The sequence below is a fragment of the Brevirhabdus sp. genome (assembly GCF_052826345.1).
This window is the reverse complement of the sequence record NZ_JBRBUA010000059.1, coordinates 1-23001: the sequence shown is the minus strand read 5'-3', so window position 1 is coordinate 23001 and position 23001 is coordinate 1. Positions and strand designations below refer to the sequence as shown.

At 63.5% G+C, this 23001-nt stretch carries 20 protein-coding genes; 9 read left to right on the top strand and 11 right to left on the bottom strand.

Features of this window, described 5'->3' with window-relative positions; all coding sequences use genetic code 11:
• Positions 1 to 66: 66 nt before the first annotated feature.
• The 5 genes from ACU0BR_RS07215 to ACU0BR_RS07195 all read right to left on the bottom strand — a co-directional run bounded on the left by ACU0BR_RS07215 (position 67) and on the right by ACU0BR_RS07195 (position 4755).
• Positions 67 to 774, bottom strand: coding sequence for an ABC transporter ATP-binding protein (locus ACU0BR_RS07215; RefSeq protein ID WP_446156176.1), 708 nt, complete (start codon positions 772 to 774; stop codon positions 67 to 69).
• Complete coding sequence (locus ACU0BR_RS07210) at positions 764 to 1531, bottom strand: ABC transporter ATP-binding protein (protein ID WP_446156175.1); 768 nt, start codon at positions 1529 to 1531, stop codon at positions 764 to 766. The genes ACU0BR_RS07215 and ACU0BR_RS07210 overlap by 11 nt, the downstream gene beginning before the upstream one ends.
• The gene (locus ACU0BR_RS07205; RefSeq protein ID WP_446156174.1) at positions 1528 to 2523 is read right to left on the bottom strand and encodes a branched-chain amino acid ABC transporter permease; all 996 of its coding nucleotides are present in this window, start codon (positions 2521 to 2523) and stop codon (positions 1528 to 1530) included. Before ACU0BR_RS07205 ends, ACU0BR_RS07210 begins: the two co-directional genes overlap by 4 nt.
• Positions 2516 to 3385 carry a branched-chain amino acid ABC transporter permease gene (locus tag ACU0BR_RS07200; protein ID WP_446156173.1) on the bottom strand — a complete coding sequence of 290 codons (870 nt, stop codon included), beginning with the start codon at positions 3383 to 3385 and terminating at the stop codon, positions 2516 to 2518. The genes ACU0BR_RS07205 and ACU0BR_RS07200 overlap by 8 nt, the downstream gene beginning before the upstream one ends.
• A gap of 65 nt (positions 3386 to 3450) precedes the next feature.
• Positions 3451 to 4755: an ABC transporter substrate-binding protein gene (locus ACU0BR_RS07195; RefSeq protein ID WP_446156172.1), complete on the bottom strand. Its 1305-nt coding sequence runs from the start codon at positions 4753 to 4755 to the stop codon at positions 3451 to 3453.
• A gap of 430 nt (positions 4756 to 5185) precedes the next feature.
• On the opposite strand from ACU0BR_RS07195, the gene ACU0BR_RS07190 reads away from it, so the two are divergent.
• Positions 5186 to 5917, top strand: coding sequence for a FadR/GntR family transcriptional regulator (locus ACU0BR_RS07190; protein ID WP_446156171.1), 732 nt, complete (start codon positions 5186 to 5188; stop codon positions 5915 to 5917).
• A 56-nt stretch (positions 5918 to 5973) separates the two neighbouring features.
• On the opposite strand, the gene ACU0BR_RS07185 is transcribed toward ACU0BR_RS07190, so the two are convergent.
• Positions 5974 to 7269 (bottom strand): ABC transporter substrate-binding protein, encoded by a 1296-nt coding sequence (locus tag ACU0BR_RS07185; RefSeq protein ID WP_446156170.1) that lies wholly within the window; start codon positions 7267 to 7269, stop codon positions 5974 to 5976.
• Between the two features lie 160 nt (positions 7270 to 7429).
• On the opposite strand from ACU0BR_RS07185, the gene ACU0BR_RS07180 reads away from it, so the two are divergent.
• From ACU0BR_RS07180 to ACU0BR_RS07165, 4 genes are all read left to right on the top strand, one after another.
• Positions 7430 to 8773, top strand: a complete 1344-nt coding sequence (locus ACU0BR_RS07180; RefSeq protein ID WP_446156169.1) for a flavin-containing monooxygenase — start codon at positions 7430 to 7432, stop codon at positions 8771 to 8773.
• 542 nt (positions 8774 to 9315) lie between these two features.
• Positions 9316 to 10212, top strand: a complete 897-nt coding sequence (locus ACU0BR_RS07175; RefSeq protein WP_446156168.1) for a helix-turn-helix domain-containing protein — start codon at positions 9316 to 9318, stop codon at positions 10210 to 10212.
• 62 nt (positions 10213 to 10274) lie between these two features.
• The gene (locus ACU0BR_RS07170; protein WP_446156167.1) at positions 10275 to 11606 is read left to right on the top strand and encodes an AAA family ATPase; all 1332 of its coding nucleotides are present in this window, start codon (positions 10275 to 10277) and stop codon (positions 11604 to 11606) included.
• Between the two features lies 1 nt (position 11607).
• The gene (locus tag ACU0BR_RS07165; protein ID WP_446156166.1) at positions 11608 to 12552 is read left to right on the top strand and encodes a hypothetical protein; all 945 of its coding nucleotides are present in this window, start codon (positions 11608 to 11610) and stop codon (positions 12550 to 12552) included.
• A 110-nt stretch (positions 12553 to 12662) separates the two neighbouring features.
• Here the strand turns inward: ACU0BR_RS07165 and glnT are convergent, their stop codons facing one another.
• The 5 genes from glnT to ACU0BR_RS07140 form a co-directional block, all read right to left on the bottom strand.
• The gene (gene glnT, locus ACU0BR_RS07160; protein WP_446156165.1) at positions 12663 to 13994 is read right to left on the bottom strand and encodes a type III glutamate--ammonia ligase; all 1332 of its coding nucleotides are present in this window, start codon (positions 13992 to 13994) and stop codon (positions 12663 to 12665) included.
• Between the two features lie 94 nt (positions 13995 to 14088).
• Complete coding sequence (locus tag ACU0BR_RS07155) at positions 14089 to 15429, bottom strand: FMN-binding glutamate synthase family protein (RefSeq protein WP_446156164.1); 1341 nt, start codon at positions 15427 to 15429, stop codon at positions 14089 to 14091.
• Positions 15430 to 15439: 10 nt separating this feature from the next.
• Complete coding sequence (locus ACU0BR_RS07150; protein ID WP_446156163.1) at positions 15440 to 16123, bottom strand: GltB/FmdC/FwdC-like GXGXG domain-containing protein; 684 nt, start codon at positions 16121 to 16123, stop codon at positions 15440 to 15442.
• Between the two features lies 1 nt (position 16124).
• Positions 16125 to 17021 (bottom strand): class II glutamine amidotransferase, encoded by an 897-nt coding sequence (locus ACU0BR_RS07145; protein WP_446156162.1) that lies wholly within the window; start codon positions 17019 to 17021, stop codon positions 16125 to 16127.
• Positions 17022 to 17223: 202 nt separating this feature from the next.
• The gene (locus tag ACU0BR_RS07140) at positions 17224 to 18822 is read right to left on the bottom strand and encodes an APC family permease (RefSeq protein ID WP_446156161.1); all 1599 of its coding nucleotides are present in this window, start codon (positions 18820 to 18822) and stop codon (positions 17224 to 17226) included.
• Between the two features lie 542 nt (positions 18823 to 19364).
• On the opposite strand from ACU0BR_RS07140, the gene ACU0BR_RS07135 reads away from it, so the two are divergent.
• From ACU0BR_RS07135 to ACU0BR_RS07120, 4 genes are all read left to right on the top strand, one after another.
• Complete coding sequence (locus tag ACU0BR_RS07135; RefSeq protein ID WP_446156160.1) at positions 19365 to 20501, top strand: aminomethyltransferase family protein; 1137 nt, start codon at positions 19365 to 19367, stop codon at positions 20499 to 20501.
• Between the two features lie 63 nt (positions 20502 to 20564).
• The gene (locus ACU0BR_RS07130) at positions 20565 to 21173 is read left to right on the top strand and encodes a dimethylamine monooxygenase subunit DmmA family protein (RefSeq protein ID WP_446156159.1); all 609 of its coding nucleotides are present in this window, start codon (positions 20565 to 20567) and stop codon (positions 21171 to 21173) included.
• Complete coding sequence (locus tag ACU0BR_RS07125; protein ID WP_446156158.1) at positions 21170 to 22135, top strand: PDR/VanB family oxidoreductase; 966 nt, start codon at positions 21170 to 21172, stop codon at positions 22133 to 22135. The genes ACU0BR_RS07130 and ACU0BR_RS07125 overlap by 4 nt, the downstream gene beginning before the upstream one ends.
• 14 nt (positions 22136 to 22149) lie before the next feature.
• Positions 22150 to 23001, top strand: an 852-nt coding sequence (locus tag ACU0BR_RS07120; protein ID WP_446156157.1) for a heme-dependent oxidative N-demethylase family protein, incomplete at its 3' end; no start/stop codon positions are given.

Sequence of the window (23001 nt, the reverse complement as noted above, 5' to 3'; positions counted from 1 at the left end):
AGCCGTTCCCATTGCAGATCCGCGCGCGACCAACCGGCCGCCCGCGCCGCCGCGCGCGTGGCTCGGTCAGACCCCCAGATAGGCCGCCCTGACGTGCTCGTTGTCATGAAGCTCACTCGCAGGGCCCTCCAGCGCCATGTTTCCCGTTTCCAGCACATAGGCGTGATCGGCCAGCTCCAGCGCCAGTTCGGCGTTCTGTTCCACCAGCACCACGGGCACGCCCTGCGCGTTGATGTCCTCGATGATGCGGGCGATTTCCTCGACGATCACGGGCGCCAGCCCCATCGAGGGCTCATCCATCAGCAAAAGCTTGGGCTTGGCCATCAGCGCGCGGCCGATCGCCAGCATCTGCTGCTCACCGCCCGACATGGTCTGCGCGCGCTGGGTGCGGCGTTCGCGCAGGCGGGGAAACCGCTTGAACACGCCCTCCAGATCCTGCTCTACCGCCTCGGCGTCGCGGCGCAGAAACGCGCCGGTGCGCAGGTTCTCCTCGACCGTCATGTCCTTGAAGATCCGCCGCCCCTCGGGGACATGCGCGATGCCGCGGCCGACGATGCGGTCGGGGCTGAGCGTGTCGATACGCTCGCCCTGAAACCAGATCTCGCCCGACGACAGCCTGGCCAGCCCCGAGATCGCGCGCAAACAGGTGGTCTTGCCCGCCCCGTTGCCGCCGATGATCGTCACGATGCCGCCCTCGGGCACCGACAGCGTGATGTTGCGCATGGCCGAGACCTTGCCGTAGTTCACACTGACATCGCGCATCTCAAGCAACATGGCGCGCACCTCCCAGATAGGCCTCGATCACCTTGGGGTGGTGGCGGATCTCCTTCGGGCCGCCCTCCGCCAGAAACTTGCCGAAGCTCATGCAGGTGATGTGATCGCACAGCCCCATGATCGCCACCATGTCATGTTCCACGATCAGGATCGTCGTGCCGTCGTCGCGCAGCTTGCGCATCAGGCTCATCATGCGCTGCGTCTCCTCGGGGTTCATGCCGGTGAAGGGTTCGTCCAGCAGCACCAGTTCGGGCGCGGAGGCATAGGCCACCGCCATCCCCAGCGCGCGCTGGTGGCCGTGGCTCAGATCGCCCGCGCGCTCCTCCGCCAGATGTGCCAGCCCGAAGAACTCGAGCGCCGCCATCGCCCGGTCGCGCGCCGCGCGCCGCGCCGCCCCGTCGCGGCCAAGGATCGCCGACAGCACGCTGGGCGGATGGGTCATATGCGTCCCGACGAGCGCGTTTTCCAGCACCGAAAGCTCCGCGAAGAGGGTCGAGTGCTGAAAGGTCCGCACCAATCCGCGCCGCGCGACCTCATGCATCGCCATGCCGTGGATCGGCGCGCCCGACAGCATCACCTGCCCCGACGTGGGCTTGTAGAAGCCCGACACGGCGTTGAACGTGGTGGTCTTGCCCGCGCCGTTCGGCCCGATCAGCCCGTGAATGGTGCCTTTCTTGACGCTGAAGCTCAGCGCATCCACGGCGGTCAGACCACCGAACTGCATGGTCAGATCCCTGACTTCCAGCAAGCTGCTCATTGGGTCGCCTCCTTCGCGGCATTTTCCGCAGGCGCCGCCTTGTCGCGGCGGGCGCGTCGCAGCCCCCGCTGCACCAGGCTTTCCAGCCCGTCGGGCAGAAACAGGATCGAGGCGATAAGGATGATGCCGTAGATCATCGGCCGCGCCTGGTCGAAACCCATCTCGCGCAGCACGACCTCATTGAGCACGGTCAGCACCACCGCCCCCAGGATCGGCCCGTAAAACGTCGCCGTGCCGCCCACGATCGCCCAGGTCAGCACGAAGACCATCACCTCCACGTCGAAGCTGTTGGGATTGATCGTTCCCACGTAATGCGCCAGCAGCGCACCCGAGATCCCCGCGAACCCCGACGCCAGCGCGAAGGCCAGCGTGCGGTAGGCGCGCAGGTTCACGCCCGACGCCTGCGCCAGCTTGTCCTGCCAGTGCACCGCATGGAACGTCAGCCCGACGGGCGATTTCTCGATCCGCCACAGGATCCACAGGCAGATGCCCACGACCACGGCGGAAAAGTAGAAATAGCTGACCGGCTCGAAGAAATCGAAATTGTAGATGCCGATGGAAAAATCGGGCATCGGGTCGATCCCCTTGATTCCCTTGGCCCCGCCGAAGGGCTCGCGGAATCGCTTCCACAGCAGGCGGATGATCTCCCCGGCGGCGAAACTGCCGATCAGAAAGTAGAACCCCTTCATGCGGAACAGCGGCACCGACAGGATCACCGCGACCAGCGCCGCCGTGATGCCGCCCAGCAGCATCGACACGGGCACCCAGATGCCCAGCTCCTTGGTGTAGAGCGCGGACGCATAGGCCCCCACCCCCATGATCACCACATGCGCCAGCGACCATTCGCCCGTCAGCGTCAGCAGCCGGTAGGAGGACACCAGCAGGATGTTCAGCGTCAGGAACACCAGAATTTCCTGCTGCGAGAAACTCAGCCCATGCGGCAGCAGAACCAGCCCGACGGCCAGCGCGATCCAGATGATGGCCTTAAGCACGATCCGCACTCCCGAACAGGCCCGTGGGCTTTACGATCAGAACCAGCAACATCAGCATCAGCCCCACGATATCGGCCAGCACCCCGTCCCAGAAGGTGGTGACGACCGTATAGATGAAGGCATAGGCGACCGAGGCGACGATCGCGCCCTCCAGCGATCCGACCCCGCCCACGATGATCACGATGAACGCCGTGATGATGACGGAATGGCCCATATAGGGGTTCACCGACACCAGCGGCGCGGTCAACGCGCCCGCCACCCCGGCCAGCGCGGCGCCGATGAACATCGCGATCCGCGCGGTCTGGTTGATCGAGATCCCCTGAAGCGCCGCCGCCTCCGGGTCCTGCGCCGAGGCGCGCAACGCCCAGCCGAACCGCGTGCGTTTCAAGAAATACCACAGCGCCGACAAAAGCACGATCGCCGCAACGATCACGTAAAGCCGCGCCAGCGGCAGATGCACCCGGTCGGAAAACGAAAACACCTGCTGCGTGGCGGGCGGAATATGCTCCATCCGCACGCCGAACCCCATCGAGGCCGCCGATTGCAGGATCAGCAGAAACCCGATCGAGGCGACCAGCCCCCCCAGCGGGTTGTCGCGCAGCGGCCGGAACAGCGCGCGTTCCATCAGCAGCCCCAGCAGCCCCACGAAGATGAGCCCGCCCGCGACGGCCGCCAGAAACGGCACGTTCATCTTGGCATAAAGCGCCACGACGGTGTAGGCGCCCGCCATGAACAACTCGCCATGCGCGAAGTTCACCACGCCCATCACGCCGAAGATCAGGACCAGCCCGACCGCCACCAAGGAAATATAACTCGCCGCATAGGTGGCGTTCAGCGCAGTCTGCGCCAGCAGTTCCAGCATAAAACTGTCCCCTCAGGAAGAATGCGGCGACGCGGCCGCGCCACGCCGCCCGGGATGCAGACAGATCAGGTGCGCTGATTCCACATCTGATTGTAATCGGACATGTGCTTTTTCAGCAGATCGCCGTGCTTGTCGTACCAGTCGGGGATCGAGCCGAATTCCTTGATCACGGCCTTCCCGTTCTCGATCGCCACCACCGGCCAGTCACCGACCAGCGCGTTGTCGATGCCGAACAGATCCTTGCCCCACCAGACCGCTTCGCCGAAGGCATGCTTGCCCTTGCCGTCTTCCTGCATCGCCGCCAGCACCGCATCGGGCTCGGCCGATCCGGCCTTTTCCGCGGCAGCCTTCCACAGGTCCATGATCGCGGCATATTCCCAGCTGACCGCGCCCCATTGGCCGGGGTGACGTTTGTTGTATTCCTCGTAGAAGGAATTCGCGTTCTTGAAGTTGATGTTGTCCTGCTCCAGCATCGGATCGTCGAAATCGGGAAAGTTGAAGATAAAGCCTTCCATGAACTCCTTCGACGTCTTGGCGATCATCTGGTCGTAGAAATCCGCCGTGGCCGAAATGATCTGCCCCTTGAAGCCCTGCTGGAACAGCTGCTCCGCGATCGGGTGTACATAGTCCGAATAACAGGTGTCCAGGCAGACGATGTCCGGGTTGCTCGACAGCAGCCGGGTGACGACCGGCGCGAAATCGGTGGTGGCGGGGTCGAACAGCAGCGGCTCGTCCAGCATCTCGATCCCGGCCGCCTCGAACGCCGCCAGATAGGTCGCAACCGACGGCAGGCCGAGCGCATCGTCCTGCGCGCACATCACCGCGGTCTTCAGCTCGGGCTTGTTCCTGGCCAGCCAGTCGACGCCGGTGACCAGATAGATCGGGTGCACCTCGGTGGGGGCGATCAGCATCGGCGTGTCGGGCGACAGATCCGACGGCAGCAGCGTCGAGAACAGCATCCCCGTCTTGTCCGCCACCGGCTGCACGCCCGGCCAGGTGTCGCCGCCCAGCATCATGATGAACGACACCCCGTCCTCGCGGATCAGCTTGGTCGCGCCGGTGCGCGCCTTGGCGGGGTCGTATTCATTGTCGTAGCTCACGAATTCGACCGGCATGGATTTGTCGCCGATCTTGATCCCGCCCGCGGCGTTCACCCGCTCCGCCCAGATCTGGCAGCCGTCCAGCCCCGGCTTGCCCCAGGCCGACACCGGCCCGGTCAGCGGGGCGAGAAACCCGATCTTGACCTTGTCTTCGGCGGCCAGCGCCAGGCCGGGCAGGCCCGTGGCGGCAGTGCCCACCGCGGCCCCCGCGGCGGTGGTTTTCAGAAAGCTGCGGCGGCTGAGGCCCGATTTCACGAATTTGGCTAACATTGACGACTCCCATGTCGGTGGCCGGCCGGGTCGACGGCGCGGCGGTGTATCGGCAACCAGTTTCAGGCCAATTTCGGCTTCTTTGGACCAATTTCGAGAATTGGACCGGTTGCGTGGGAAAAAGGCTAGCAGACGCCCTCTTTCCTCTCAAGAAATATTCGTTCCTTTTATTCACATTACCGGAATATTTCATGAACATCAGCGGCCATGGGGGCAATTTTCGGTCGCCTATCGTCTTTAAATCAACATGTTACAAACCTCACGCCGCGATGTTCAAATTTTTAAGGACCAGTTCTATACCAATTTCACGATTGGCCCCTGCCCGCGGGCGTCGGCAACGGGATTTTCGCGCCGTCCCGCGCGCAGGCAGTTGCGCGCGCCCCGCGCCCCGCCGTAGAATTGAACGCAGCCTTGCAAGGACATCCGCGCCGTGAACACGCATCCTCCCCCCGCCCCTGCCGACGAGTTTCCCGACCATTCCATCGGGGCGACGGTGCAGGGCGTGATCGAGACGCTGCTCGCGCGCATCAAGAACGAAGACTATGCCATAGACGAACGCCTCCCCTCCGAACGGACCCTGGCGGCGGAACTCGGCGTTGCGCGCAACACGGTGAGAGAGGCGCTGGACGTGCTCGAATCCCGCCGCGTGATCCGCAGGCGCGCGGGCTCCGGCAGTTTCGTCACCCACCGATCGGACACCGCGGCGGCGCCGGTCTCCTCCTCCGCGCTGGCCTCCGACACCAGCCCGCTGGATCACCTGGTCGTGCGCGGCATCCTGGAGCCCGAGATGGTCCGCCTCGCCATCATCAACATGGCCCCGAGGGAGATCGAGGCCCTGGGCGAGATCCTTTCGCGCATGGAAAGCGTCCGCACCGATGTCGCGGCCTTCGTCCGCCAGGAGGAAGAGCTCTACCGCCAGATCGCGCAGGGCACCGGCAACCCGCTGCTCGCCGCCTGTTACGAGCTTGCCATCGACGCCTGCCGCCAGAATTTCCGCGCGGCGCTGCAAAGGCGCTATCTGACGCCCAAGCGCATCGCCGATTATCAACAGCGCTATAACACGTTGTTCAACGCCATCGCCTCGCGCGACATCGAGGCGGCGGTCGAGTTCATCAAACTGCACCTCATCGAAGAACAAAAACTGCTGCTGCAGGAGGTCTGATCCCCCTGCCCCACCGTTTTGCCGTGCTCTTGTGAGCAAACCGTCAGGCGCGGGCCTTACAGGCTTCGGCCCGTCAGGCTGGTCCGCTCGCCCGTGCCGCGCTGGCGCTGATCCCACATCTGCCCCAGATCGGCCATCTCGCGCTTCAGCAGCGGGCCATGACGCGCCAGCCAGTCCGGGATCGACCCGAACTCGGCGATTCGCGCCTTGCCCTCGCGGATCGTGACGACAGGCCAGTCGCCCACCAATGCGTTGTTGATGCCGAAGATATCCTCGCCCCACCACCGCGCGGGTCCAAACGCATGCATGACCTGGCCGGAATGTTTCATCGCCGCCAGAACCGACACCGGATGGACCGCGCCCGCGCGTTCCACGGCCGAATGCCAGATGTCGAGGATCGCCGCGTACTCCCATGACACGGCGGACCAGCTATCGGGGAACCGTCGATTATACTCGTCGAAGAACGCCTTGGGCCGGTTGAAGAAAAACGCCTTTTCCGCCAGCGCCGGGTCGTCGAAATCCGGGAACTGAAAGATCGTCCCCTCCATGAACGCCACCGAGGTGCGCGCAACCAGCCTGTCATAGCTGTCGAGCGTGCAGGAAATGATCTGCCCCCCGAAACCGGCCGCATGTGCGGCCTCGGTCAGCGCGTGCACCATCGGCGTGTAGCTCGTGCACCAGCACAGCACATCGGGCCCTTCGGCCATCATCGCGGCGACGATCTCCACCGCATCGGCGGCCTTCGGATCATATTGTATTTCCTTCACGACAGCGCAGCCCGCCGCCCCGAAGGCCGCGCGATAGGTCGCCAGCGACGGCAGCCCCAGCGCATCGGTCTGACTGCACATCGCGACCCTGCGCAGCCGCGGCGCCATCCGACCCAGCCAATCGACCCCCGTGACGTTGTAGATCGGGTGCAACTCGCTTGGCGCGATAAGATATGGCGTGTCGGGCGACAGATCCGACGGCAGCAGCGTCGAGGTCAGGACCTTGCGATCGGTCAGGTAATCCTGCACCGGCGCCAGCGTGTCGCCACCCAGCATCAGCAACAGCTTGACCTCGTGATCCTGCACCAGATCACGCGCCCCCTTGACCGCCCGCTGCGGGTCATAGCCGCAATCATATGGGACCAGTTTCAGCGGATGGCGCCGCCCTCCCATCAACAGACCGCCCGCGCGGTTGATTCCGTCGGCCCAGATCCTGCACCCGTTCAGGCCGGGCAGACCCCAGGATTCGACCGGGCCACTCAAAGGGCCCAGAAAACCGATACTTATCGTATCGGCCACGCCAACCGTCAGCCGCGGCAACGCGCCCCTGATCGCCAGCCTATGCGCAAAACTTGAACTGCTCATTAAATTTTCCTAGCAGCGATTCCAGAAAGTTGAGAGGTTTTTCGCAAATATCGCGGCTTCCGGCAGAAGAAAAGTTGACAGGAACGCAACCGATTCTGCTAATTGGTCCATACCAAAAGTACCAATATACCATACTGGTCTATACCAATAGGAGGAAACCATGAAAAAACGCGTGGCCATCATCGGCGCCGGTCCGTCCGGGCTTGCCCAGCTTCGGGCGTTCCAATCCGCCGCCGACAAGGGCGCCGAGATCCCCGAGGTGGTCTGCTTCGAGAAGCAGTCGAACTGGGGCGGGCTGTGGAACTACACCTGGCGCACCGGCGTCGACCAGTTCGGCGAACCCTGCCACGGCTCGATGTACCGCTACCTGTGGTCGAACGGCCCCAAAGAGGGACTGGAATTCGCGGATTATTCCTTCGAGGAACATTTCGGCAAACAGATCGCCTCCTACCCGCCGCGTGCCGTGCTGTTCGACTATATCCAGGGCCGCGTCGAAAAGGCCGGGGTGCGCAAGTATATCCGGTTCAATTCGCCCGTGCGCTGGGTGCAGTATAATCAGGACGCCGGGAATTTCACCGTCACCGTGCACGATCAGCAGAAAGACAGCACCTACAGCGAGGATTTCGACCACGTCATCGTGGCCTCGGGGCATTTTTCCACGCCGAACGTGCCCTATTACCCCGGCTTCGACAGTTTCAACGGTCGCGTGCTGCACGCGCATGATTTCCGCGACGCGCGGGAATTCGCAGGCAAGGACGTGCTGATCCTGGGCACCAGCTATTCGGCGGAAGATATCGGGTCGCAATGCTGGAAATACGGCTGCAACTCCGTCACCGTGGCGCATCGGACCGCGCCGATGGGTTTCGACTGGCCCGACAACTGGCAGGAGGTGCCCGCGCTCGAACGTGTCGAGGGCAACACCGCCTTCTTCAAGGACGGCACGAGCAAATCCGTCGATGCGATCATCCTGTGCACCGGCTACAAGCACTTCTTCAACTTCCTGCCCGACGATCTGCGGCTGAAGACCGCGAACCGCCTGGCGACCGCCGACCTCTACAAGGGCGTCGTCTATGTCCACAATCCCAAGCTTTTCTACCTCGGGATGCAGGACCAGTGGTTCACCTTCAACATGTTCGACGCACAGGCCTGGTGGGTTCGCGACGCGATCATGGGCCGGATCGAGCTGCCCCACGACAAGCAGGTGATGCTGGATGACGTGAAGGAGCGCGAGACACGCGAGGACTCCGACGATTCCGCCAAATTCGCGATCAAGTACCAGGGCGACTACGTCAAGGAACTGATCGCCGAGACGGATTATCCCAGCTTTGACGTCGACGGCGCCTGCCAGGCGTTCTTCGAGTGGAAGCAGCACAAGGTGGACGACATCATGGGCTTCCGCAACAACAGCTACAAGTCGGTCATCACCGGCACGATGGCGCCCGTGCACCACACGCCCTGGAAAGATGCGCTGGACGATTCCCTCGAGGTCTACCTCCAGAACTGAGTCCCACGCCGACGGCCTGGTTTCGGCCCTTCGCGGGCCGGAATCATCTACTTCAACACCTCCTCTCAACCTCTTGATTCGGCGCGCTCTCTGCCGGACAACCCGCAGCCTGCACGGCGCGCAGCCACGCCGCTGTGATAGCGTCAGGTATATTTGATGCATGATAACAAAGGGTTAACCTCCGCCGCGGGGGCGCAGATCGCGGGGCAAAGGTGGAGCCCAAGCCCAATCAACCGAGAGGCTTGCCTAAATCATGGTATTGTGGAAATATAATCCCATAATAGCACGACAAGAGGCCGCTGAACGGCCTTCGAGAGGCAACGAAAGCTCCCGCCATCGCGCCACCCCTTTTGGGCGGCCTGTGGAGGAGAGCGCAGAACAGGAAGATCACGCAGAAAAACGACCCTCGCAAAAGAAAAGCCACACGGCGGCAACCGTATGGCTTTCTGTAAACAAAACCGCGACAGCAATTTCGTTCTGACACTTTACGATAGCATGTCGCCTCAACGTCCGCAAGCCTGCTTGCGGCGCACAGGCATATTATGAGCAGTGAAATGCGGCTTGATCCGGGCCGGGGCTTCGTCGCCCTGCCCCTGGACATCATGGAAATCGAAATGTCCCCCGGCGCCTTCCGCGCCCTTGTCGAGTTCTGCCGGATGGCGAACCGCGAAGGCTATTGCTGGCCCTCGCTCGCGCAGCTGGGTGAGCGGCTGGGGCGCTCCAAGGCGGCGATATCAGGATATATCAAGGAGCTACGCGCGCTGGCCCTGCTGGAGACGCAAGAGCAGCGCGCGGCGAACGGGTATAACTATCGGCTGAAGTACCGGCTGACCTTCTGGCAGACCTGGCGGGAAGCCTTCGCGCAACGCGGCAAATCGGGGGAAAGCCGCCCCGCCCCGGCCGCACCGCCGAGTGAATGCCGTGTTCAGCAGAGCGAACGCAAGAAAGATAAAAACCATAACCATAAAAACCAATCCTCGCCGGAGCCCGGCTCGGGCAGCCTGATTGCCTTGAAACGACAGTGGGAGGAAGCCGTGGGTCACGCCCCCTACCCCGCGTTTCAAAGAACGCCAGACCCACAGCTTGCCGAGCAGACGTCGCGCCTCGCGCAGGCGGATGGCGCTGCGGACACGGTCGATCCCGCGGCGGTGATCGGGCGCTTTTTCGCGGAGCGGCAAATTGCGGTGGACCGGCTGGGAGATCAGATACGAAAAGCCGCCGCCGGGTTGCAGGGCATTCCCGATGCGGCACGCCTGCTGGCCGATAAACTCGGCCGATCCTGGAAACCGCATTGGAAATTTCCACCGTCGGAAAGGTTTCTGATCGACATTATCCACCAGGTTGTCCGGGAAAATCCCGATGCCGCCTTGCGTCGACTGTTGCTGACTTACCTGAGGCGGTGGCGTGTCTCGCAAGAACGCTTGCCCCACGCGGCTTAGTCGGGCATTGAGATTCATATAATCAAAACGGTGCAGAGCGCATCATATCCGCGGATATGGGAATGGCATACGGACAGTTTGAACAGTTTATCCGCAATCTCACGCGGGTCATGGCTTCGGTCAATACGAAGCTGCAACGCGATCTTACGATGCGCTCACGCGTGTCGCGACGGTTTTCCATGACCGAGGCGGCGGAGTTTCTGGGGGTGGACGCGACCTACCTCACGAAGCTTTCCGGCGATGAGGCACATTTCCCGGAGGGGGAGCGGAGCGGGCGCCAGCGCACATTCTCGCCCGACGAGATCATGCTGATACGCGCGATCGTGGCGTCGAACCCCAATGCCAAGCGGCCTTACCTGCACTGGCGCAAGCCGGGGGAGAAGCTCAAGGTGGTGACATTCGGCGCGCAGAAGGGCGGCACCGGGAAGTCCTTGTCCGCGGCGCATTTCGCCCAGTACCTGAACCTGTTCTACGGGATGCGCGTGGGCGTCATAGATGCCGACCCCCAGGCCACGGCGTCGCTTTATTTCGCGGACGAGAATCTGCCGCTCTTCCAGTCCGACACGCCCACGATGGCCGATTTCATGGGGGTGGACGACCCCGCCGCGCCCAAGCTGAACGAGCGTTCCGCGGAGGAGCTCAACGGGCTATGGCAGCACACGCCCTGGCCGGGAGTGCGGCTGATACCCGGAGGGGCGAACATCCAGAACGGCGATATCTCGCTCTTCATGATGTCGCGGCAGGGGCAGGTGCCTGTCTACCGTATCCTGAAAGACGCCATTGCCCGCTGGGATGCGGGGTTCGGGCCCAGGATGGAACCCGCGGATTTTCGCGCGGCGGACGGTAGCTTGGACATGGAGGCCTATCGCAAGGCGCTGGTGGAAACGGTCGACGTGATCGTGATCGACCAGCAGCCGTCGCTGACATTGGTGCAGCTGAACGGCCTGATCGCGGCGGACAACGTGGTGATCCCGCAGACGATGAAGGGGTTCGATCTGGCGACGCTGTCGACCTATGTGGCCAATATCGAGGAATATCTGGAGTTCATCCTCAGCTTTGAGCCCGACATCGAGATCGGGCGGGGCGAGCATGTGGTCCTGCCGACCATCGTGCAGGAGCAGAACGACCAGGACACCGACCAGATCCTCGATCTTTACCGCCGCTCCCCGCGCGAAATCCTGCAGGTCTGGTATTCCCGTTCGGATGCGATCGCCAACGCGTCGGAGGAATACAAGAGCATCTATGAATACCTGCCGCCCGCAACGCGGCGCACCTCGGCCAAGGCCTTCATGCGCAATGCGAATGCGGTGAACGACGCGCTGGTTCAGCGGATCTGGCCCGAACTGCCCAAGCGCGATTTCGCGGATGAATTCATCAAGGAACGGTGGAGCTGACATGGGACGTAAAAGAAAGTTGAGCGCGGAACCGGCACCGGAAGCGGTGGAGGAGGGCGCCGATCAGGGGCGGCTCGGGGGCTTTTGGGGCGGCTCTGCGCTGAACATGCTCAAGGCGCGGCTGGAGGAGACGCAGTCGACCGTCAGCGCCGGGGTCATGAACGGCACCATCGCGTTGCAGCTGTCGCCCGATCAGATCGTGGATGAGGTCGGCACCGACCGCGTGAAGGGCTGGGAGGACGATCCCCAGTTTGCCGCGCTCAAGAAGGATATGGAGCGGCGGGGCCAGAAGCAGGCGATCCGCGTGCGCCCGGCCGATCCCGACTGGCGGCCCGGCGAAGCTGACCCGCTGCACAGCGACGCGCGTTTCGTCATCCAGTCGGGGCGCCGCCGACTGGAGGCGCTGCGCCAGCTCGGACGGCCGGTCAACGCCGTCATATCCACGGATATAGGCGACGCCGCCCTGGCGGATCTGGAGGAGCGGTTCAAGGAAAACACCATGCGCCAGAACCTCACCGGGTTCGAGGAGTTGCTGTCGATCGGGCTTCTGGCCGAAAGCTACAAGGATCTGAGCCAGGCCGAGATCGCGGAGCGTCTGAACGTGCCGCCGGGGGATGTGTCGCTGGGGCTGGCCTGTCTGGAGATGAACGGAGAGATCATCCTGCTGGTCGATGTCGCCAACACGCCGAAACGCGAGTTCCGCCAGATCATTCCGCGAATCCGCGCCGGCAAGAACCCGCAACCCGACCGGTTCCCATCCGTGACCAAGCCGAAGAGCGCGACGCGTTCGACCGGCTCGTCCAGGAAAGGCGTGAGCTATAAGGCGAGCAAGTCAGGTTTCACGTTGAAATTCAATGGCTTCAAGAGGTCAGAGGAGGAATTGGAACGGCTTTCCAAGTTCGTTCTGAGCTATCTCGAGGACCAGGATAAAACGAAGGAAAGCTAGGGCAGGGGAGGGGGCTGCGCCAAGGCGGCACCCGCGGAGCCCTCCCGTGTGAGATACGAAAAAAGGCGCCGGGTTTCCCCGGCGCCTTTTGCATCTGCCATCGCGGCAGATCAGATGTCCATCGTATGCGCTTTTTCCCAATTGGAGAAATGCGAGACGTAGGAATTCCATTCCTCATGCTTCAGCTTGAGATAGGCGGCGGCGAATTCCTCGCCCATCGCCTTTTTCAACGAGGCGTCCTTGTCGAATTCGCGCAGCCCGTCGAGCATGTTGAGCGGCAGCTTGGGCGCGCCCTCGACCTTGTGGCCCTCGGCGTACATGTCGATGTCCCAGCGGCGGCCGGGGTCGGCCTTGGCGCGTACCCCGTCGAGGCCCGCGGCGATGATGACCGCCTGCAACAGATAGGGGTTCACCGCGCCGTCGGGCAGGCGCAGCTCGAACCGGCCGGGACCGGGGACGCGCACCATATGGGTGCGGTTGTTGCCGGTCCAGGTCACCGTGTTGGGCGCCCAGGTGGCGCCCGACATGGTGCGCGGTGCGTTGATGCGCTTGTAGCTGTTCACCGTGGGGTTGGTGATCGCGGCCAGCGCGCTGGCGTGCTTCATGATGCCGCCGAGGAAATGGCTGCCCTTTTCCGACAGGCCCAGCTCACGCGTCGGGCCCTCGCCCTTCTCGGCGGCGAAGACGTTGGTTTTGCTGTCCTGGCCGGGCGCGTCCCAGACCGAGATATGCGCGTGGCAGCCGTTGCCGGTCAGCCCCTCGATCGGTTTGGGCATGAAGGTGGCGCGGAAGCCGTGCTTTTCGGCGACCGAGCGGGTCATGAACTTGAAAAAGCTATGCTTGTCAGCAGTTTGCAGCGCGTCGTCGAAGTCCCAGTTCATCTCGAACTGGCCGTTGGCGTCCTCATGGTCGTTCTGGTAGGCGCCCCAGCCCAGTTCCAGCATGTAGTCGCAGATCTCGGCGATGACATCGTAGCGGCGCATGACGGCCTGCTGGTCGTAGCAGGGCTTGGCGGCGGTATCGAATTCGTCGGAAATCTCGGAGCCGTCGGGCGACAGCAGGAAGAATTCGGCCTCGATTCCGGTCTTGACGTGCATCCCCTCCTCGGCGGCCTCCGCAATCAAGCGGCGCAACACGTTGCGGGGGGCCTGGGGCAGGTCGGCGTCGTTCATGACGCAATTGGCCGCCACCCAGGCCACATCGCGGTTCCAGGGCAGCTGGATCACCGAGGCCGGGTCGGGCACGGCCAGCATGTCGGGGTGGGCGGGGGTCAGGTCGAGATAGGTCGCGAACCCCGCAAACCCGGCACCGTCTTCTTGCATGTCGGCGATCGCCTGGGCGGGCACCAGCTTGGCCCGCTGCCCACCGAACAGGTCGGTGAAGGAGATCATGAAATATTTGACGCCTGTTTCTTTGGCGAAAGCAGCCAGATCCGTTGTCATGGGCCGTCTTTCCTTTCCCTGTTGTCTTGCAGTTGCGTGTCGTCGCCCGGTCATTGAAAAGGCGCGGCGATGGGGATCGCCGCGCCTTTGCTTGTCAGAACCCGGCCTTGCCCGGCCACCATTCCGTGCCTGCGAGTGGCACGCGCGCCATTGCGGCGGCTTCCATCGTCAGGGCGCAGAGATCTTCGGGTTCGAGGTTGTGCAGGTGGTTCTTGCCGCAGGCGCGCGCGATGGTCTGCGCCTCCAGCGTCATCACCTTGAGGTAGTTCGACAGCCGCCGCCCGCCCGCCACCGGATCGAAACGGGCCATGAGCTCCGGGTCCTGGGTGGTGATGCCGGCGGGGTCGCGCCCCTCGTGCCAGTCGTCGTAGGCGCCCGCGGTGGTGCCGAGTTTCTGGTATTCGTCTTCCCAATGCGGATCGTTGTCGCCAAGCGCGATCAGCGCGGCCGTGCCGATGGCCACCGCATCGGCCCCCAGCGCCATGCATTTGGCCACATCGGCGCCGCTGCGCACCCCGCCCGAGACAATCAGCTGAACCTCGCGGTGCATGCCCATGTCCTGCAACGCCTGAACGGCGGGGCGGATGCAGGCCAGCGTGGGCTGGCCGACGTTTTCGATGAACACGTCCTGCGTCGCGGCGGTGCCGCCCTGCATGCCATCCAGCACGACACAATCCGCGCCGGCCTTGATCGCGAGCGTGGTGTCGAAATAGGGGCGCGCGCCGCCGATCTTGACGTAGATCGGCTTTTCCCAATTGGTGATCTCGCGCAGCTCGAGGATCTTGATTTCCAGATCGTCCGGCCCGGTCCAGTCGGGGTGGCGGCAGGCGGAGCGCTGGTCGATGCCCTTGGGCAGGTTGCGCATCGCGGCCACCCGGTCGGAGATTTTCTGGCCCAGCAACATGCCGCCGCCGCCGGGCTTGGCCCCCTGGCCGACCACGACCTCGATCGCGTCGCAGCGGCGCAGATCGTCGGGGTTCATGCCGTAGCGCGAGGGCAGATATTGGTAAACGAGGGTCTTGGAGTGGCCGCGCTCCTCCTCGGTCATGCCGCCGTCGCCGGTGGTGGTCGAGGTGCCCGCGGCCGTCGCGCCGCGGCCCAGGGCCTCCTTGGCGGGGCCCGACAGCGCGCCGAAGCTCATGCCCGCGATGGTCACGGGGATGTCGAGTTCGATCGGTTTCTTGGCGAAGCGGGTGCCAAGGGTAACCTTTGTTTCACATTTCTCGCGGTATCCTTCGAGCGGATAGCGGGAAATGGAGGCCCCGAGAAACAGAAGATCGTCGAAATGCGGCACGCGGCGTTTGGCGCCGCCGCCCCGGATGTCATAGATCCCCGTTGCGGCCGCACGGCGGATTTCGGAGTTCACTTCCTGGGAAAAGGTCCAGGATTGACGCGGTACGGTCTGCGGCGGGCGCTTGTCCTGATTGTCTTTCATGGCCATGTCCTTAATACGCCGACGCGTTGTCGATGTTGAAATTATAGAGCTGCCGGGCGGAGCCGTAGCGTTTGAACTCTTCGGGCTTGGCATCGGCGCCGGCGCGTTCCAGCAGATCGCGCAGGATCTCGATATGCTCGGGGCGCATTTCCTTCTCGATGCAGTCGGCGCCCAGGGATTTGACCGAACCGCGCACGAAAAGCCGTGCCTCGTAGAGGGAATCGCCCAGGGCGTCGCCCGCATCGCCCAGCACCACCAGATTGCCGGTCTGCGCCATGAAGGCCGACATATGCCCGATGTTGCCGTGCACGACAATGTCGATGCCCTTCATCGAGATGCCGCAGCGCGAGCTGGCGTTGCCCTTGATGACCAGCAGCCCGCCGCGGCCGGTCGCCCCGGCGTATTGGCTGGCGTCGCCCTCGATGATCACGGTGCCCGACATCATGTTCTCGGCCACGCCCGGCCCGGCGGAGCCCTTGACCGTGACCGTCGCCTGTTTGTTCATGCCGGCGCAGTAATACCCGGTGGAGCCCTTGACCGTCACCTCGATGGGCGCGTCCAGCCCCACGGCAATCGCATGGCTGCCGCGCGGGTTGACGATTTCCCAGGCGGTTTGATTGCTGCTTTCACGCTGCGCATGCAGGGTGGAGTTCAGTTCGCGCAGGCCTTGCGCTTCCAGATCGAATGTCTGCATCTCAATGGTTCCAGAAGTAAACGGTGGAGGGTTCGGGTTCCCAGACGCGGGCATTCTCGATCCCCGGTAGGTTGACCAGCGCCCTGTATTCCGAGCCGAAAGCGACATATTGGTCGGTTTCGGCCATGACCGCGGGTTTGCAGGCGATGGGGTCGCGCACCACGCCGAAGCCGTCCTTGGTGCCCACCACGAAGGTGAAGAAGCCGTCGAGATCGTTCAACGAACTTTCCAGCGCCTCGCCCAGTGTGGCGCCGTTCTGCATCTTCCAGCTGAGGTAGGCGGCGCCGACCTCGGTGTCGTTCTTGGTCTCGATCCGCACGCCTTCGCGCATCAGCTTGCGGCGCAGGCTGTTGTGGTTCGAAAGCGAGCCGTTGTGCACCAGGCACTGATCCGCGCCCGTCGAAAATGGGTGGGCGCCCAAGGTGGTCACGGCCGATTCGGTGGCCATGCGGGTGTGGCCGATGCCGTGGCTGCCCGACATCCTGGAGACGTCGAACCGTGCGGCGACGTCCTTGGGAAGACCCACTTCCTTGTAGATCTCGATGGATTCGCCCGCGCTCATCACCCGCAGGTTGGGGCGCAGTTCGGCCAGGGCCTGGCGCGCCTGGGCGACCTTGTCGGCGGGCAGATCCAGAACCGCATGGGTATCCTTGCGCCGTAGCGTGACCTGGCTGTCGATGGCGCGCGCCAGATCACTTTCCAGGTCTGCGAAATCGGCGTCGGCGCTGTCGGATTGAACCGTCAGCTTGCCCGCGCCGTCGTGCTGGTTGCCATAGATCGCGATACCCGCGCTGTCGGGTCCGCGATCGGTCATCGTCACCAGCATTTCGGTCAGCATTTCGCCCAGCTTGGGCTCCAGCGACTTGTCTTTCAAAAAAAGTCCAACGATCCCGCACATAGGCTTCGATCCTCTTTTAAATCCTCGACTCAAGGCTAGCACCGAATAACGCACCATTCAACTAAGGAGAAACTTTTTTTCATCTCAGGGAAGGGCGTGCCGCGCCGGTGCTTACGCTTTTTTAACAGCTTCACGGCAGGGTGATGGCGGGGCGCGCGCTGCTGGTCGCGCGCGCGCGCCCCGCTTGTTCAGCGGTCCGGGATCAGAGCTGGAAGATCTGATTGGCCAGGAAGACCACCGTCAGACCCGCGAGGATGGTCAGATAAGGCAGGAAACCGGCCTTGCGCACGCTCAGATCGCTGCTGCCAGCGGCGGTCAGATCCTCAAGCATGTTGGGGGGGAACTTGCCCTTGTCGATCACCCAATGCCGCCAGGCGAAAACCGGGAGGATCAACAGGATCGCGATGATCGCGGAGCGCAAGGTGCCTTCGCCCCAGACGTTGGCCCCCGCGCCCAGCAGGACGGCGTTGACGAAGGCGAGGATGCCGCCGGCCCACAGCAGGATCGTGGGCGCACGCCAGGGACGCACGGCGTCCTTGTTGTCGATCCGGTGAATCCAGCCGGAATGCAGATTGAGGAAGTTGAACACGAGGTAGCAACAGTTGGAGACCGCCAGAATGAACAGATAATCCGACATCATCAGCAGGATCAGGTTGAAGCCGAGGTCGGTCCACATCGAACGCGTGGGCGCCCCGTGCTCGTTCACGTGGCTCAGATAGCGCGGCAGCCAGCCGTCGACCGACCCCTGGTAGAGGGTGCGCGACGATCCGGCCATCGAGGTCATGATCGCCAGCACGAGCGCCAGGAACAGCATGATCACCATCAGCGGAAAGATGACCGATCCGCCGCCGACCATCTGCGCCATCACCCCCGCCACGGCGGAGCCGTCGACGATGCCGGGCTGCAACATGCCATCGACGCCCAGGTAGCCCTGGAAGGCCAGCGGCACGAGCGTGTAGATGATGATGCAGACAACGCCCGCCGCCAGAATGGCGCGCACGGTGTCCTTTTTCGGGTCGCGGAATTCACTGGTGTAGCAGATCGCCGTCTCGAAGGCGTAGGCAGACCATGCGGCGATGAAGAGGCCGCCCATGAAGAGGGTCCAGCCCTCGATGTTCCAGGCCCCGCTGGAGGGCACGATCGGGAACAGGTTGGTGGCCAGCACGTCGCCGGTGACGATCGGCACGATGCCCACGATCAGCAGCGGGATCATCACGGCCAGCCCCATGAAGGTCTGGATCTTGGCCGCCCGCGAAATGCCGTGGTGCTGCGCTGCGAACACGGCCAGCAGGATCACCGTGCCGATGATCGATGTGGCATTGATGCGCAGGGTCAGGCCTTCGTTGAGAAAGCTCAGGTCCAGCAGGTTGACCTGCCATTGGTTGATCGCGGCGTCGGCGCCGAAAAAGCTGGCGAGGATGTAGCCCGCCGCAAGGCCCGCGCCGATGGCCAGCACCGGCGTCCAGGCCAGCCAGTTGCACCAGACCGACAGCGGCGCGATGACTTTGGAATAGCGCACCCAGGCGGCCGCGCCATAGACCGATGCGCCGCCCGACTTGCTGGGGAAGAGGCCGGCGATCTCGGCGTAGGTGAAAGCCTGGATGAAGCCGAAGGCGACGGAAAGCATCCAGATCACCCAGGAGGGGCTGCCCACGGTCGCGGCAATGCCGCCGATGGAAAAGAGCACCAGCGCGGGCACGCCCGATGCCATCCAGAAGGCGTCTTTCCAGCCGATGGCCCTGTGCAGCGCCGCGGGTTCGGACCCCGCCGCGCCTGAGGGGTTTGTGGAAGTGGTTGTCATTGGTCTTCTCTCCTGTTGGGGGCTCGGGGTGCGCCGGAGGCGTCCCGTTGCCTTATGTGTCGGGTCCGGCATTTCGGGCCGGGGTCGGTCGAACGCGCCGCGGGCGGTGTTCTGTCGGCCGGTGCCGCGAATCGGGCGGTGGCGCGGGCAGGGCCCTGGCGGGTGGGTGCGGTACCGGCGGCGGCGGGCCGAGGGGGGTGGCCGTGGGCATCGCCTGGACGGGCGGTGATGACGGGTGGTGTTGTCCTTCCTGCTGACTCCACGTGGTTTTGTTTATCGAGGCGGCGATTGCGGGATGTTGTCCGATCGGCGACGGGGGGCTTCGGTTCGCGAAGGCTTCGCCGGTGCCGACGATCAATTATTGCCTCTCAGTAATAAAAGTTTCTGTTTAGTATTGCTTTTGAAAGCTACCTTCTGTCAACTTGTCGCAAGCGAAATAATGAAGGTGACCGCACCGACACACCCGCGCCGCGGGCCGTTCCGGCCGTGTCGGGGCGCGTGCCGGGCCGGGATCGCCAGGCAATGACAAGGAGAGAGACACGATGACCGCAAGCTGGAGATTTTCCGCCCTCGCCGATCGCCACCGCGCGATGGGTTCGAACCTGGAGGACTGGTCGGGCATGGGCACCGCCTGGACCTATGACAAGGACCAGGAAGAGGAATACATGGCGATCCGCACCAAGGCGGGGTTCATGGATGTGTCGGGGCTGAAGAAGGTGCATGTGGTCGGCCCGCACGCCTTTCACGTCATCGACCGCGCCACCACGCGCAATGCCGACAAGATCAAGCCGGGGCGGTCCTCCTATGCCACGATGCTCAACGACGAGGGCAAGTTCGTCGACGATTGCGTGATCTACCGCACCGGGCCCAACAGCTATATGGTGGTGCATGGATCGGGTCTGGGCCACGAGCAGCTGACCATGGCCGCGACGGGCCGCGACGTGGATGTCCGCTTCGACGACAATCTGCACGACATCTCGCTGCAAGGCCCGCTGGCGGTGGATTTCCTGGATGAGCAGGGCGTGCCGGGGATTCGCGATCTGGCCTATTTCAGCCACATGCAGACGACGCTCTGGGGTAAGCCGGTGATGATTTCGCGCACCGGCTATACCGGCGAACGCGGCTATGAGATCTTTTGCCGGGCGCAGGACGCGCTGGAGATCTGGGACACGCTGGAGGAGAAGGGCAAGGCCAAGGGGATCATCCCCACGCGCTTCACCACGCTCGATCTGCTGCGGGCCGAAAGCTATCTGCTGTTCTTTCCCTATGACAACTCGGACATGTACCCCTTCGAGGATGAAAAGCACGGCGATACCCTGTGGGAGCTGGGCCTTGATTTCACCGTCTCGCCCGGTAAGACCGGGTTCCGCGGCGCGGAGGAGCATTACCGCCTGAAGGGCAGGGAGCGGTTCAAGATCTACGGCGTCAAGCTGGAGGGCACCGAACCCGCCGAGGAGGGCGCGCCGCTGATGAAGGACGGCAAGCAGGTCGGCGTGGTGACGATCGGCATGTATTCCCCGCTCAACAAGCATAACGTCGGGATCGCGCGGATGCCGGTTGACTGCGCCGTGCCGGGGACGAAGATGACCGTGAAGAACGAGAGCGGCGAAATCCCCTGCGTCGCCGAGGAGATGCCGTTCTACGACAAGGAGAAGAAGCGCCGCACCGCCAAGGGTTAGGTCCGGCGGGGCGCCGGGCCGCTGTCGGCGCCCCAGTTTTCACTCGCGGAGATGCCTGTTCACATGTCTACCTTCAACTTCCCCGAAGCGATCATCAGCCGCCCCGTCTATGGCAAGCTGGAACCCCGGCCCGGCAAGGCGCATCTGATGGTTGCCGACGCAGAGGGCGCGGAGGCGCTGCTGGATCTTGCCCGCGCCGACGCGGCGCTGATGGGCAAATGCCACATCATCTACATTCCGAAAAACGCCGACCCCGCGCTGCTGGAGCAGCTTGAGGCGGCGGGCGCGAAGCAGCTTTACGTGGGCCCCAGTTATGAGGCGGCGGTGCCGCGGCTGCGCCGGGTTCTGGCGGATGCGCATATGGGTCTTCAGGTTTACCTGACGGGGACCGAGGGGCTGATGGGTCAGGCCATGCGCGAAGCTGTCGAGGCCGGCATCCCGCATTCCGCCATCCAGACCGAACACCGCGGGTCCACGGCGCGGCGAATGCAATGCGTGCATTGCAAGGGGATCACCGAAGACGTGGAAACCGATCCTTTCGTGTGTTCGCATTGCGGGCTGAACCTGTTCGTGCGCGACCATTATTCGCGCCGTATGGCCGCCTTCCAGGGGGTGCGCGTCGATGCCGAAGATCCGGGCAACGTGCCCGAGCAGCGGGGGATCTATCAATGAGCGCGGGAACCGACAAGCTGGCCGTCACCGTCACCGAGGTGGTGCCGCTGAACGAACTGGTCACCCGGTTCAAGTTCGAGCGGACCGACGGCGGGCTGCTGCCCACCTTTTCCGGCGGTGCGCATACGGTGGTGGAGATGAAGGACGGCGATATCACCCGCCTCAACCCCTATTCGCTGATGTCCGACCCGATGGATCAACGGGCCTACACGATCTCGGTGCGCCGCGACGATGTCGGCCGGGGCGGATCGCTGTTCATGCACCGCGAGGTCACCCCGGGGACGGAGATGGTGATTTCCAACCCCGTCAACCTGTTCGCGCTGGACCTGCGCGCGAAAAAGCATCTGATGATCGCGGGCGGCATCGGCATCACGCCCTTTCTGGCCCAGATCAAGGAGCTGAACGCGCTTGGCGGCCGGTTCGAGCTGCATTACGCCGCGCGCAACAAGGGGCTTGCGTCCTACGCCGAGGAGCTTTCGACCGCGCATCCCAACCACGTCAACCTCTACTACGATGACGACAAGCAGTTCATCGACCTTGAGAACCTGCTGGACGGCCAGCCGCTGGGCACCCACATCTATATCTGCGGGCCCAAGGGGATGATCGAATGGGTCAAGGGCAAGGCGGCCGAACTGGGCTGGCCGCGCGAGGCCGTGCACTATGAGGAATTCCTGGCGCCGCAGCCGGGCAAGCCGTTCGAAGTGCGGCTGGAACGCTCGGGCAAGACGATCCAGGTGGGCGAGCACGAAAGCCTGCTGGAGGCGATCGAGCGCGCCGGGGTCGATGCGCCCTACCTCTGCCGGGGCGGCGCCTGCGGTCAGTGCGAGACGGATGTGGTGGAAAGCGACGGCAGGTTCCTGCATCGCGACCACTGGCTGACCGATGCCGAAAAGGCATCGGGCAAGAAGATCATGCCATGCGTATCGCGGTTCGAGGGTGACACCCTGGTTCTGGACCGCTGAGGGAGGATGAGTAGATGACCATTCAATTCAAGGACGAGACGTTCCGCGACGACTTCAGCTTTCGCAACTCGGACTGGGCGATCAAGCGGTTCCCCTTCCCGTTCCACGAAGACAGCTACATGTATTCGGTGAACATGGAGCCGCACAAGGGCGGCCGGGCGGGGTCGGTCTTCGAGAACCGGTTCGACGTGGATGAGCATTACGTGTCGGAAATGCGCGACCGGGCGCAGGTCCTGGCCGAGGATCCGCTGCGCTGCCAGTCGCTGCCGCATATGACGCTGGCCGGATGGGATCTGTTGGAACTGATCATGGTGTCGAAGTCGGAGGATTACCCCGACCTCTTCGAGCTGCACCGCGACGGTGACAAATGGCACTGGATCAACAAGCCGCTGGGCATCGACGACAAGTTCACCTTCATGGACGAGGCCACGCTGCCCTACGGGCCGATGGAATACATCACCCGCCAGACCCAGGGCGATTTCGCGCTGCTGGATCAGCGCGACGAGAACCTGTGGATGGATGCGGGCATGGTGACGACTCAGGCCGACTGGTCGCTTGATTTCGACATCGGCATGAATTTCTTCGAATGGCACGCCCCGGTGCCAAAGGCGCATGAGATGGGCATTTTCCAGCGGGCGCTAAAATTCCTGATGCAGATCAATCAGGACAATCCGGCGCGCCGCCTGAACTGGACCATGACCGTCAACCCCCGGCTCGACACCAGCCCCGAGAACTATCACAAATGGGGCCCGGAAAAGCGCACCATCACCTCCGAAAATGTCGGGCAAAAACAATATCTCCGGGTCGAGCTGCAGACCTTCTGGCGGCTGCCCCGATCGAACGCGCTGGCCTTTCCGATCCGGTGC

Excerpts from the sequence above, each read along its gene's own strand:
- ACU0BR_RS07215 (WP_446156176.1), bottom strand. The coding sequence starts at position 774 with ATGTTGCTTGAGATGCGCGATGTCAGTGTGAACTACGGCAAGGTCTCG.
- ACU0BR_RS07210 (WP_446156175.1), bottom strand. The coding sequence starts at position 1,531 with ATGAGCAGCTTGCTGGAAGTCAGGGATCTGACCATGCAGTTCGGTGGT.
- ACU0BR_RS07200 (WP_446156173.1), bottom strand. The coding sequence starts at position 3,385 with ATGCTGGAACTGCTGGCGCAGACTGCGCTGAACGCCACCTATGCGGCG.
- ACU0BR_RS07195 (WP_446156172.1), bottom strand. The coding sequence starts at position 4,755 with ATGTTAGCCAAATTCGTGAAATCGGGCCTCAGCCGCCGCAGCTTTCTG.
- ACU0BR_RS07185 (WP_446156170.1), bottom strand. The coding sequence starts at position 7,269 with ATGAGCAGTTCAAGTTTTGCGCATAGGCTGGCGATCAGGGGCGCGTTG.
- ACU0BR_RS07180 (WP_446156169.1), top strand. The coding sequence starts at position 7,430 with ATGAAAAAACGCGTGGCCATCATCGGCGCCGGTCCGTCCGGGCTTGCC.
- ACU0BR_RS07175 (WP_446156168.1), top strand. The coding sequence starts at position 9,316 with ATGAGCAGTGAAATGCGGCTTGATCCGGGCCGGGGCTTCGTCGCCCTG.
- ACU0BR_RS07170 (WP_446156167.1), top strand. The coding sequence starts at position 10,275 with ATGGCATACGGACAGTTTGAACAGTTTATCCGCAATCTCACGCGGGTC.
- ACU0BR_RS07165 (WP_446156166.1), top strand. The coding sequence starts at position 11,608 with ATGGGACGTAAAAGAAAGTTGAGCGCGGAACCGGCACCGGAAGCGGTG.
- glnT (WP_446156165.1), bottom strand. The coding sequence starts at position 13,994 with ATGACAACGGATCTGGCTGCTTTCGCCAAAGAAACAGGCGTCAAATAT.
- ACU0BR_RS07155 (WP_446156164.1), bottom strand. The coding sequence starts at position 15,429 with ATGAAAGACAATCAGGACAAGCGCCCGCCGCAGACCGTACCGCGTCAA.
- ACU0BR_RS07150 (WP_446156163.1), bottom strand. The coding sequence starts at position 16,123 with ATGCAGACATTCGATCTGGAAGCGCAAGGCCTGCGCGAACTGAACTCC.
- ACU0BR_RS07145 (WP_446156162.1), bottom strand. The coding sequence starts at position 17,021 with ATGTGCGGGATCGTTGGACTTTTTTTGAAAGACAAGTCGCTGGAGCCC.
- ACU0BR_RS07140 (WP_446156161.1), bottom strand. The coding sequence starts at position 18,822 with ATGACAACCACTTCCACAAACCCCTCAGGCGCGGCGGGGTCCGAACCC.
- ACU0BR_RS07135 (WP_446156160.1), top strand. The coding sequence starts at position 19,365 with ATGACCGCAAGCTGGAGATTTTCCGCCCTCGCCGATCGCCACCGCGCG.
- ACU0BR_RS07130 (WP_446156159.1), top strand. The coding sequence starts at position 20,565 with ATGTCTACCTTCAACTTCCCCGAAGCGATCATCAGCCGCCCCGTCTAT.
- ACU0BR_RS07125 (WP_446156158.1), top strand. The coding sequence starts at position 21,170 with ATGAGCGCGGGAACCGACAAGCTGGCCGTCACCGTCACCGAGGTGGTG.